This is a genomic window from Kiritimatiellia bacterium, assembly GCA_028715905.1.
GTDB lineage: Bacteria > Verrucomicrobiota > Kiritimatiellia > JAAZAB01 > JAAZAB01 > JAQUQV01.
Genome location: JAQUQV010000006.1, coordinates 1 through 12421 on the forward strand (window position 1 = coordinate 1; position 12421 = coordinate 12421).

The 12421-nt window shown below is 58.6% G+C and carries 8 protein-coding genes; all 8 read right to left on the minus strand.

Features of this window, described 5'->3' with window-relative positions:
• On the minus strand, positions 1 to 4497 hold a 4497-nt coding region (locus PHP98_02390; protein ID MDD5482491.1), incomplete at its 3' end, for a PQQ-binding-like beta-propeller repeat protein.
• 92 nt (positions 4498 to 4589) lie between these two features.
• Positions 4590 to 7088: a protein translocase subunit SecD gene (secD, locus tag PHP98_02395; GenBank protein MDD5482492.1), complete on the minus strand. Its 2499-nt coding sequence runs from the start codon at positions 7086 to 7088 to the stop codon at positions 4590 to 4592.
• A gap of 15 nt (positions 7089 to 7103) precedes the next feature.
• The gene (gene yajC, locus PHP98_02400) at positions 7104 to 7466 is read right to left on the minus strand and encodes a preprotein translocase subunit YajC (protein ID MDD5482493.1); all 363 of its coding nucleotides are present in this window, start codon (positions 7464 to 7466) and stop codon (positions 7104 to 7106) included.
• A gap of 59 nt (positions 7467 to 7525) precedes the next feature.
• The gene (tgt, locus tag PHP98_02405) at positions 7526 to 8635 is read right to left on the minus strand and encodes a tRNA guanosine(34) transglycosylase Tgt (protein MDD5482494.1); all 1110 of its coding nucleotides are present in this window, start codon (positions 8633 to 8635) and stop codon (positions 7526 to 7528) included.
• A 65-nt stretch (positions 8636 to 8700) separates the two neighbouring features.
• On the minus strand, positions 8701 to 9861 hold the full coding sequence (locus tag PHP98_02410; GenBank protein MDD5482495.1) for an acyl-CoA dehydrogenase family protein: 1161 nt from the start codon (positions 9859 to 9861) through the stop codon (positions 8701 to 8703).
• Positions 9862 to 9935: 74 nt separating this feature from the next.
• Positions 9936 to 10817, minus strand: coding sequence for a CehA/McbA family metallohydrolase (locus PHP98_02415; GenBank protein ID MDD5482496.1), 882 nt, complete (start codon positions 10815 to 10817; stop codon positions 9936 to 9938).
• Entirely contained in the window at positions 10705 to 11418 is a 714-nt protein-coding gene (locus PHP98_02420) for an XRE family transcriptional regulator (GenBank protein MDD5482497.1), read from the minus strand. The genes PHP98_02415 and PHP98_02420 overlap by 113 nt, the downstream gene beginning before the upstream one ends.
• 129 nt (positions 11419 to 11547) lie before the next feature.
• Entirely contained in the window at positions 11548 to 12399 is an 852-nt protein-coding gene (locus PHP98_02425) for an EamA family transporter (protein ID MDD5482498.1), read from the minus strand.
• Positions 12400 to 12421: the final 22 nt, after the last annotated feature.

Here is a 12421-nt window from a genome sequence, read left to right on the forward strand (position 1 = left end):
GTAATTTTCATCCCGGTAGACCCGGTAAGAAGTTGCGCCCGCCGCATTGTTCCAGGTTATTTTCACCATGTTGCTGTAAGCGCCGTCGCTGGCGCTCAAGTCGGTCGGGGTGGAGGGGATGGTGCCGCCGGGCGAGCCGGCCGCGGTCCAGGTGCTGCTGCCGTAATTGTTTTTGGCCGCCACCCAGTAATAATAATCGGGGCCGCGGGTGATGGCGGTGTCGTCGTAATTGGTGGCGGCCGGATCGTTGTAGACAACATCGGATTGCCATTCCGCGGTTGAGGGGTCGGAGCTTAAACTCCGGAAAATCACGTGGTCCGTGGCATCGGTTGAGCCGATCACCCACGAGACCCGGATCATATTGGGATAAGCGCCGGCGCTGGCCGAAACCTTCTGGGGGGCGGCCAGCAGGCTCCAGCCGACGGCCGGGGAACTGAAAGCGCTTAAGCCGAATTCATTGGTGGTCCTGACCCAGTAATAATACCGGCGGAGCGGGGTGCCGCTGTAATCTCTGGCGGACAAGCCGTTCGTTTCATTAAGAATTACCGCCGTGGAGGAATTGTTTTCAGCGCTGCGGTAGACGAGGTAGGAACTCGCCCCGGCGGAGGAGTTCCAGTTTAAATCTGTCCGGCGGATATAAGCGCCCTGTCCGGCGGAAAGCCCGGTCGGCGCGCGGCAGGGTATGCCGCCGTAATCGTTTTCGCCGAAGCCGCTGATGCCGGCCACGTCGTTGCCGGCCTTGACCCAGTACCAATTGGTCAGGCCCGGCGTAAGAGTTTCATCGTTGTAATTTGTCGCGGAAGTTGTGCCGATTTGCGCGGCGGTGTTGGTGGCGTTGGTCAGACTGCGGTAGACATAATAAAGCGTGGCGTTGGAAGAAGCCTGCCATGTTACGACGACGGAATTGGTGGGAATGCCCTTGGTGGCCGCGACGTTTTCGGGCGGGAAGGGCGGAATGCCGCCTGAATCGGGATCGCTGAGCGCGCTCATGGCCACCGGGGTTCTGGCCTTGACCCAGTAATAATAAACCCGGCCGCCCTCAATCGTCGTGTCGTTGTAATTGGTACCGGTCAGGCGGTAGATTCTTCCGGCCAGGGCGGGCGAATCGTTTGTGCCGCGCCAGAGCTCGTAATTGACGGCGTTCGCGACGCCGTTCCAGGAAACATGGACGTAATTGGAAAATGTGCCGTATTTTGAAGCGGCAACACCGGTTGGCCGCAGGAAATTCTGAATGTTCAGCCCCTGGTTGCCGGTGCGCAGGGCGTCGCGCCGGAACATCGGCCAGGCGCTTTCCGCCGGCGGCGCCGAGCCGTAAAGGGCGTAAAGGTAGCCGCGGTCGCTGATATAAACCGTGCCTTCGCTGTCAATCATCGGCGCATGGAACTGAATGTCGGTAACCGTGTCAAAAACCCAGTTGGTGGTTCCATCGGGATTGAAGGAATAAACCTGTCCCGCTTCTGAAGGGATGGGGTTTGCGGCGCCGACAATGATGGAACCGTCGGCGGCGATGGCCGGCGATGAGTTGACGGGCTTTCCGACATGCCATGTTTTTACCGTGGCGCCATTGGTGTTAAAGGCGTAAAGATTGTTTCCGCCGCCCACGTAAATGACGCCGTTGGTGCCGATGGCCGGGGAAGAATAAATCTGGCCCCCGGCGGTCCAGGTCTGGACGGTTCCGCCGGCATTGAAGGCGTACAGCTTGTTGCCGCTGGCGGCGTAAATCGTGCCGTTTGAATCCAGCGCGGGAGAAGAATAAATACTGCCGCTTGTTGCCGACCATTCTTTACTGATAGAACCGTCTTCCGCAACAAACTCTTTGAGAATAGGTCCTAAGGAAGCCGCGGCATATACCATGTCATTTGATCCGACCGACGGAAGGGCATTACAGCTATAAACGAGGTCTTTTGTCCAAAGCAAGCTGCCGGATAGTTCCAGGGCATAAAAATATTCGTTATAACTGAAAAAACATCTTCCGTGATTGTCCAGCGCCGGTGATGTCCAGAATGACGGAGCTACTTCGGCACGTTCAAATAACAAGGTTGTTGCCCCGCCCGGTTGGACGGCATAGGCTTTTCCTGAACTGGTGTTGATATAAATTACATTGTTGGTCCCAATAACCGGCGCGCCTAATCCATCCAAGGGGGCGACCTCTATCGCAACCGTTGAAGTTGTGGTAACGCGCCACCGTTCAACGCCGGCGCTGGAAAAACCTACCAGCCCGGTTGAACTGGAGCCTCCAACCGCAATTGTTCCGTCCCAGGTCAGGGCCGGCGAACTGCAGACTCCAGCCAGATATTTTCTCCATTTCAGCGTTCCGTAGGCCAGAGTAGCGGGAAATCTGGAGACAAAGCCGTCCGAAGCCCCGCCGCGAAAAGCGGTTTCATAGGCGACGTCGCTGGCCGGGAAATCTTCCGAGGCGGTGATGCCGGCCGTGAAAAGCAGGTTGGTTTCCGGAGAGAGGGCCAGCGCCAAAGCCTGGTCGTTAGCGGCGCCGCCCATGTAGGTGGCGGCCTGCAGGTTGGCCAGCGCGCCGTTCATCCGCAGAATAAAGGCGTCTTGCGCGCCGTTGCGGGAACGGTTGTAAGCGGAGCGCGTGGCCGGGAAATTATCGGATTCGGTGTAACCGGCCAGGTAGACCAGGCTCGTGGAAGCACTGCTGTCCAGGACAAGACACCTTGCCGCGTCGTCGCCCGATCCACCGATATAGGTTGAGGCGCAAAGATTGGAGACGCTGTTCGTCAGACAGCTCACGAACGCGTCCGCGCCGCCGGCCAGGGCGGATTGATAGGCGCCGGCGGAAGTCGGGAAGCCGGACGATTTTGTATATCCGGCCACGTAAAGCCGGTTACTGACGTCCAGGGCAACCGCGCTGGCTTCATCGTCCGCCGTGCCGCCCAGGAAAGTGGCGGCGGAACGATTGGTCAACCAGGCGTCCAGTTGGGCGACAAAGACGTCCGCGCCGCCGGCGTGTGTCTTCTGGTAACCGTTCGTGACGGGAAAATCGCCGGACTCGGTTGAGCCGGCCACGTAAATAAAATTAGTAACGCCGTCGCCGGAAGACGCCGCCACCGCGGCGGCCTGATCGGCCGACGTCCCGCCCAGGAATGTGCCGCCCTTGAAACCAGCGGCGCCGACCGTATTGCTGAAAACAACGGCAAAAGCGTCGCGCGCGCCGTTATAGTTAGTCTGATAACCGTTGGCGGCTACCGGAAAATCCTCCGATTCGGTGTAGCCGACAATATATTGTTGGCAGGACCCGTTATCCATGGCGATGGCCGTGGCGCTGTCAAGATTGGTTCCGCCGAGGTAAGTCGCCTGTTCCAGTTCCAGGTCGCTTGATGATAAAACCGCCGCGAAGGCGTCGCCTTCGCCGTTGTAATTGGTCTGGTAACCGTTGGCGGCGAACGGGAAATCCTCGGATTCCGTGTAACCGGCCAGCCAGATTTTCTGCTCGTCTGCGTCCAGGCCAACGGCAAAGGCCTGGTCGTTGGAACTGCCGCCGAGGTAAGTGGAGACCGAAAGGACGCCGAGTGAGGCGTCAAATTTGGAAATGAAAACATCGCAGTCGCCGTTGGTAAGGGAAGCGAAGGGGGTGTTGTTGGTGACCGGGAAATCAACGGAATCGGTCCAGCCGGCCGCGTAAACATTAGTCTGGCTGTCAACGACGATGGCCTGTACGGCGTCGGCCCCGCCGCCGCCGATGAAGGTTGAGGCCAGGAAAGGATCAATCACCAGCGGCCGGCTCCGGTCATAACTGCCCAGCCTGAATCCGACCGCCCCGTCCCCGCGCAGGGCGTAGGCGACTTCAACGGGGGTAAAATCAGGCCGGGTGCGGTCCGAGGCGTTCAAAATTTCTTCCGCCAGGCCGCCGGCCGGGGCCGCCGGCGCATCCGTCTGCCAGGCAACGGGCGCGGTGAAACAAACCTTTCCCAGGGCGGTCAGAAGCTCCAGGCGGCCGTCCGGCGCGATTTGCATGCCGGAAGTTCCCTCAAACCCCAGGATGATTTCATCCGGGTCCGCGCCGGGGGAAACGACAAATATTTTTTCCACGTTATTGCCGCGGGCCGAGAGGAGCAGATTAATGCCGTCGTAGACCTCGCCGAAATCCAACCGGTCAAAAACCGGCAGGTTTGTCTTCCAGTTTTCGGGCCGGCCGCCGGTGAAAGAATTGACGCGCGCCTTTGATTGGCCGGCGCCGGAGGGCCGGGCCTGGAAAGCGCCCCGCAAGATTTCGGTGATGACAGCCGCGCCGGCCTTTTTGCCGGACTCGTATTTGGGAAGGACATAGACAATTTTGCCGTCGGCCAGGGCGTAGACCGTGCCGCCGAATGTCTTGGCATAGTATTTAACTTCGGGGCTGGCGAGCTGGCCTTCGTTGGCGATAAAAGGCACACGGGAGGAATTTATCAGGCCGCGCGGTTCGGGGGCGGCCGGCGTTGAAAGCGGAAAAGCATTCAGCGCGGCAAGCAGAAGAATAAATTCCGTTATCCGGCGCATATTGTTAACCCCGGTTGGCGGCAGAAATCGCCCGGCAGCCGTCTAACCACCGCTAATATTACAAAATCAACGACTGTTTGCCAATAATATTATCAGCTTTTTTTCTCCCGGCGGAAAAACATCATGACCGGCGTGGCGATAAAAACGGTGGAATAAACGCCGGTAATAATGCCGATTACAAAGAGCACCGCAAAGTTATTGATGGCGCCCCCGCCGAAAATGAGCAGCATCATCACCGCCAGGAAAGTTGTCAGCGAGGTCAGCACGGTCCGGGAAAGGGTTTCGTTGATGCTGATATTGCAGATTTCAACAAACGGACGGTTGGCCAGTTGTTTGCTCTTTTCGCGGATGCGGTCAAAGATAACGATCGTGTCGTTGACCGAAAAGCCGATTATGGTCAGGAGCGCGGCCACGATGGTCATGTCAATCTGCCGCCCCATCAGGCAGTATATGCCGATGCTGATTAAAACGTCGTGCAGGAGCGCCACGACGGCGCCGACCGCGTAGGCGAATTTGAACCGCACCGATATGTAAATGATCATGCCGACCGCCGCCCATAAAAGGGCATAGACCGCCCGCCGGGTCATTTCGCTGCCGATCTGCGGCCCGATCGCTTCCTCGCTCAACACCTTGAAGCCCGAGGCGTTAAAGGAGTTTAGCAGGGCGGTTTTGGCCTTGTCGCCCGCGCCGAACGGAACCCGGATCTGGAGGAATTCATCGTTCTTGTCCAGTTCCTTCTGGTATTGAATGTGCGCCTGGGATATTCCCGCCGCGCCGAGCGCATTCCTGATTTTTTCAACTTCCGGTTTCTGGTTAAAACGGAAAATTATCGCGGAGCCGCCGGTGAAATCGGTGCCCAGCACATTGCCCGGGTCGGAAACGCCGCGTTTGACGGTATAAGCCCAGGACAGGGCGATGACTACGACGGAGGCGAGAATGGCGATTTTCCTGAACCCGATGAAATCAATGCTGGTCGGCTTGATGAAATTGAGCATTTTCAGGGTTGGCAGGGCCCAGCGCCGCGCGATCACATTCAAAAACATGCGCGTAACCGTCAGGGCGGTGTACATGCTGACCATGATGCCGGCCGTCAGGGTGATGCCGAATCCGCGCACGGCGCCGGAGCCGAACATGAAAAGGATCACCGCCGCCATGACCGTGGTGAGGTTGGAGTCCAGAATCGTGGAAAAGGCCTTGTGATAGCCGCCTTCAATGGCCGCCGCCAGCCTTTTGCCGGCGTTCTGCTCCTCGCGGATGCGCTCAAAGATGAGCACATTGGCGTCCACGGCCATGCCGATGGTCAGGGCGATGCCGGCTATGCCCGGCAGGGTCAAGACCGGAAGGCCGATATGGGCGCCCGACACATTCCCCGAAAAAAGGCTTAAAAATCCGGCGGTGATCATCATGGCCAGCGGCAAGAGCAGCATGTTGAAGATCAGGCCGATATTGGCGACAACGCCCCCGAGCAGGTAATAGGAGGCCATAAATGCCAGCACGATGATGCCGCTGTAGATTGAGGCGCGCGTTCCGCTTGCCACGGAATCGTGTCCCAGGGACGGGTCAACCAGGCGGGACTCTATGATTTCCACCGGCGTCGGCAGAGAGCCGGCCCGCAGCGCAATCGCCAGGTCCTGGGCGTCTTTCAAGGTAAAATTCCCCTCAATGATCGCCTCGCCGCCGTAAATGGCCGTTTTGATAAAAGGCGCCGAATAGAGAGTGCCGTCCATGATAATGGCCAGGTAACGGCGGCCTTCCGGACTGAGGTTCTTGGCGCCGCCCGGGGCGTAATCGGCCGTGATGCGCGCGAACTTGCGCGCGCCCTTGGAATCAAATTTCATGGTAACATACGGCTGGCCGAGCTGGTCGTATTCAACCCCGGCGTTCCGGACCGTGTCGCCTTTCAGTTCATGCCTTTGTTTCACAAAAAAGGGCGTGAAAAATTTCTGGCCTTCTTCGGTGGTTTCCTCCAGCATGAACCGGTATCCCGGCGGCGCCCTGAATTTTTCCAGTTGCGCGCGGAACTCGGCGTTGTATTGCTCTTCGGGAAGCGCCTGGAGGTCGCGCTTGTAGACATTGCGGCCGTTCCGGCCGCGCGCGCTCAGGGAAACGATCCTGAAGCCTTCCGGCGCCAGGCCCTTTTCAAACAATTCGCCGGTCAGCTTTTCATTTTCCTCGTGCACCATGCTGAATTCAAGAAAGGCGGCGCTTTGAATCAGCTTGACGGCCCGGGCCTGGTCTTCGTCCTTGAGGCCGGGGATCTGCACCACGATGCGGTCGTCCTTTTCCGGATAAATCTGCGGCTCGGCCACGCCCAGGGCGTCCACCCGGTTGCGGATGATTTCCAGCGCCTGCTCCTGGGCGCGTTTGACCGCCCCCGGCACGCGGCTCTGGATTTCCTTGTCCGCAACCTCGCTGTATTCCTCGCGCAGCTGTTTTTCAATTTCGGCGCGGTTGATGCGGACGGTGAAACTCATGCCGCCCTTGAGGTCAAGCCCCAGTTTTATTTTCTGTTTCGGCGGAATGACGAGCGCGAGCGAAAACGCCGTCAGGGCGATCAGAAGCAGCCATTTCCAAAGCGCGTGTTTATCCATTGCGTGTTTATCCTCTTATTCCTTGCCGAGCTCTTCGTCCTTTTGAATGACCCTGCTGACCGCCGCCCGCAGGACGTCCACCTTGGTGTTGTCGGCGATTTTAATCGTGAAAATATTCTCCTTGGCGTTGGTGACGATGCCGATCATCCCGCCGCCGAAGATGACCCGGTCGCCGGTCTTGATGCTGCTGATCAGGTTGCGGCGCTCCTTTTCCTTTCTCTGCTGGGGGCGGATCAGCAGGAAATAAAAGAGTGCCAGCATGATCACCACCCAGCCGATCATCATTACCGGCGAGGACTGCTGGCCGCCGCCCTGGGCCCCGGCGCCGCCGGGCGCTCCGCACATGGCGAATGTTGCGAAATCAAACATTGCATGCATCTCTTTTTCCTCCTGGTTTGTTAACGGATCAATATTTTAGCCATTCACGTCTTGAAATTTCAGCGCGAATGGTTTTCCCTCAATTTTTCAAGCATCTGGGAAAACTTCCCCTCCTCAATCGCGCTTCTGATCTCTTCCATGAACTTCATATAACAATAAATGTTGTGAATTGTCAGCAAAACAATTCCGAGAATTTCATCCGCGTTCAGCAGATGCCTCAAATAAGCGCGGCTGAAATTGGCGCAGGCGTAACAGCCGCATCCTTCCTCAATCGGCGCAAGCTCTTCCCGATTCGCGGCGGTTTTCAGGGAAAAGCGCCCTTTCCGGGTCACGGCCGCGCCGTTCCGCGCCAGCCTGGTCGGCATGACGCAGTCAAACATGTCCACGCCCATGGCCACCGCCTCGGCCATCTGGCGCAGTTTGCCCACGCCCATCAGGTAACGCGGTTTTTCCGGCGGCAGAAAAGGCGCGCTGTTCCGGATGCCGTCCAGCAAAACCTCCTCGGGCTCGCCGACGCTTACGCCGCCGACGGCAAAGCCGTCAAAATCCATGCGGCGCAACTCCTCCGCGCAGCGCTTCCGCAAATCCGGATAAACGCCGCCCTGCACGATGCCGAAAGCGAGCTGGCCCGTGTTGCGGGGCTGGCCGGCGCAAACAGAGGCCCATCGTAATGTCCGCTCCGCTGCCTGGCAAGCATAATCGTATTCGCAGGGGTAGGGTATGCACTCGTCAAACGCCATGGCCACGTCCGCGCCCAGGCGCCGCTGGATGGCCATGGCCTCGGCCGGTCCGATAAAAAAACGGCGGCCGTCCACGTGGGAATTGAATTCAACGCCCGCGTCGCTTATTTTGCGCTTCGCGGCCAGGCTGAACACCTGGAAGCCGCCGCTGTCCGTGAGAATCGGTTTTGACCAGCCCATGAAGCGGTGCAATCCGCCGCATTTTGCGATCACCTCCGTTCCCGGCCGGTCGTTGAGGTGATAGGCGTTGCAGAGAATCATGCTTGCCCCGGTTTCCGCGAGCCGCTCCGGGGTCATGGCCTTGACCGTGCCCTGCGTGCCGACCGGCATGAAAATCGGCGTCTCCGCCGCCCCGTGGGCGGTATGCAGCCTCCCGCGCCGCGCGCAGGTCCGCGCATCCCTCTTTAATATTTCAAATGTTTCGGCCATCTTTTCCGCGCGCGGCCAGGCTTCGCCAAGGCGAGTCGGCGGAGGAGGCTGCCGCGCGGGATGCTTCACTGTTTTTTGCCGGCCGCTTCCTTGATCAGGTTCAAGGCGATTACTTCGCGCTGGATCTGGTTGGTGCCTTCGTAAATCTGGGTGATCTTGGCGTCGCGCATCATTTTTTCAACCGGATATTCCCGCATATAGCCGTAGCCGCCGAAGACCTGCACGGCGTCGGTCGTAACGCGCATGGCGGTGTCCGAGGCAAACAGCTTGCACATGGCCGATATTTTGCCGATGTCTTTGGCGCCGCCGTCAATGTAGCGCGCGGCCTGGTAAATGAGCGCGCGCGCGGCCTCCACCTGCGTGGCCATGTCCGCCAGCATGAATTGAACGCCCTGAAAAGAACAGATCGGACTGCCGAACTGGCGCCGTTCGCGGCTGTATTTGACCGCCTCGTCCAAAGCGCCGGCGGCGATGCCGAGCGCCTGGGCCGCCACGCCGGGCCGGGACATGTCCAGGGTTTTCATGGCGATGATGAATCCCATGCCTTCCCGGCCGAGCAGGTTGGCCTTGGGCACGCGGCAGTCCTGGAAAACCAGTTCACGGGTGGCCGAGGCGCGGATACCCATTTTATTTTCCTTTTTGCCGAAGGTGAAGCCGGGCATCCCCTTTTCCAGGATGAAAGCGCTGGCGCCCCGGGCGCCCTTTGCTTTGTCGGTCTTGACGATGACCGTGTAGACGTCGGCCTCGCCGCCGTTGGTGATCCACTGCTTGGTGCCGTTGAGGATGTAATCATCGCCGTCGCGCTTTGCGGTCGTGGCGATGGCGCCGGCGTCGCTGCCGGCGTTGGCCTCGGTCAGACCGAAGGCCGCGAGCGACTCGCCCTTGGCGATGCGCGGGAGATATTTATCTTTCTGTTCATCGGTCCCGAAAATAATGATCGGGAAGGTGCCCAGGGCGGTGGCCGCCATGCTCAAGGCGATGCCGCTGCAGATTTTGGAAAGCTCTTCAACGGCGATGGAAAGGTCCAACACGCCGCCGCCCAGGCCGCCGTATTTTTCCTCTATATAAAGTCCGCACAGGTCGGATTGGGCGAATACTTTCAGAATTTCATGCGGAAACTCGCCGGTTTCGTCGTAATGCGCACGGACCGGCTTGATTTTTTCATGGGCGATCTGACGGCATAAATCGCGGATCATTTCCTGCTGTTCCGTTAATCCGTATTTCATATTTCATTTTCTCCTGTTTCTGCTTCGCTTGCGTGGATTCGCGGCGCTGACTATATAAATGCCGCCCGGAAATGTCAACGCCGGAAATAAACCGGATTGCTCCAGGCGGTTTTGCCGTTCCAGTCAACCAGTTCTATCCTGGCGTAGGTGTTTTCCGCGGGCACGGTCCAGACCGCCTCTTTCAGGCTGGGGATGGTTGCGAAGATGGAACAGCCCCGTGCGCGGTTGGCGATGAAATTAATGCGCATGACCGGAGAACAGATGATTTTTATTTCCCGGCCGCGGACGCGGATGGATTTGATTTCCGGCCCCTGCGAGGAATAGAAATTTCCCCGGCGGATGGCCGCGAGAATGGCCGCCGGCGTTCTTGCGGGGGTTTTGACCATGATCCAGCCGCCGGCGATATGTGTGATGTTATGGGCGTCGTCAACCGCGAATCCGAGCAGGCGGCGGCCGGCGTCCAGCAGGTCGTCCCAATGGACGGCGGAATATCCCTTGGCGTTCAGTCGGTCGCAGACGGTGTTATAAACTTCCACTCCCGCGCAGGTTAAATTTCCCTTAAAAACACATTTATGGCTGGGGATTCCGCACCAGTAGGGATGGGCCTGGACCACGAAAACCCCCTCCCGGCCGGCGCGCGCCAGCAATTGCCCGGGCGAACGGAATGACGCGGATTGCCATTCTTTTTTCACGCCCAGGCAGACAAAATGATGGCAGTATCCCCTGAAATTCACGGCCAGCTCGGTGGCCGGGATTAAAAGCGGCTTCCGGGTTTGCGTCTTCGGCGCCGTGTATTTGTCATGGTCCGTGAGAAACACAAAATCATAACCGTGGCGTCCGTACTCAAGCGCCAGTTCCCCGGGGGTGCATTTGCCGTCGGAATGGACGGTATGGGTATGAATGTTTCCCTTGAGCCAGACGCCTTGATCGTTCCACATGTCCTGGTTGTGTTTCATAATTTCCTTTCGGGTTGTTTTGTTGCAACATGTAAATCACCAGCAGTTCCGCGGCGGTTTTGGCCTGGTTCAGGGGCGCGTGCGGCACGCGTCCGTCAAAATAAAACGCGTCTCCGGCCGCCAGGCGAAACGGCTCGTTGCCGAACTGGAATATGATTTCCCCCTTGAGCATGAAAATGAATTCATCGCCGTCGGTTACGGCCGGCTTGCGGCGCGCGCCGGGTTTTAAAACGAGCACGAACGCTTCAAACCCGATATCGCCGATTGTCCGGGAGATCAGCGCCGCGTAGTTGAACCCCTTTGATTTCTCCAGTTTGACGGGCAGGCGCTGTCCGGCCCGCACCAGCTGGCGGCGGGCGGCGGCCGGCCGGCCGATGCCTTTGACAAGCATTTCCATGCCGATATTCAGGCTCTGCGCGACGCAGGCCAGCACCGGCAGGGAAGGCAGGGCCCGGAAATTTTCTATTTTTGAAAGCAGTCCCTTGGAAAGTCCGGTCCGGCGCGCGACGTCGGCCAGGGTCAAACTGCGTTCTTTTCTGGCCTGCCGTATGCGCAGGCCTATCTTGAACAGCGTGTTATCGGCATTCTTTTTTCTATTCATCGCGCTAAGGCGGCGGCGCCGCCATCCAAAACTTTCCCGGCTGGCGATCCGCCGGTCTTATTTAAAATTCTACGCAAAAGTGTATCATGTTAAAATGGAACGGTTTAAAGACCGTCCGGCCGCGGGGTTCTATTTTATTCCCATAAGAAAAATGCAAAGGACACCCAGCGATATTCCCATAATTTTCCTGGCGGTCAACGGTTCTTTCATCACGGTGATTCCGGCCAGGGCGGTCAGCACAAAACTCATCTGGGTAACCGGCAATACGAGGCTGGCGTCGCCTTGTTTCAGGGCCAGCATGAGGAAGAGAATGATCCCGCATACCAGCGCCCCGGAGAGGCCGCCGTAGGCCAGGGTGGCGCGGTCGAGCTTGCGGGTTTCGCGGCCCGCCAGAAGATGGCAGAGCGTTCCTCCGGTAATCCAGACCAACCCGTTGATCGCCCCCAGGCCGTATTCATTCGCTCCGTGCAAAAGGCCGGCCTTGTAACCGAGCCCCATTCCGGCGCGCAGAAAACTGGCGGCGGCCACCACGAGAATCGTCCCCGATAAAAAGCGGCCGGTTTTTGCTTCCCCGGCCGGCAGCGAAAAGAACAGGACGGCCGCCGCGCCCGAGGCAATCGCCGCCAGGCGCGGCGCGCCGGCCGGTTCTCCGAAGAAAAGAAACGCCAGCAGGGCGGCCGGCACCAGGTTCAAACGGTAAATGGTTGCGCAGATTCCCACGTCCCCCCTGGCAAGAGATTTGACGAACAATATGTTGGCCATGATGGAAAACACGCCGGATATGATGCCCCACTGCAGGGTGGCGCGTTCCAGCAGACAGTCCGGGGATGGAAGCGAGAAGGCAAAGAAAAGCGTCCAGACAACGCCGATTACCGCCAGATAGGCGCCGGTGGATCCGCCGCGGCGGGCGTAAAGCTTGAAAACAAAATCGTTGCCGCCCGCGCAGGCCATGCTGATCAGCGCCAGAACAATAACCGGCATAATTTCCCAGATCCTTTCCGCG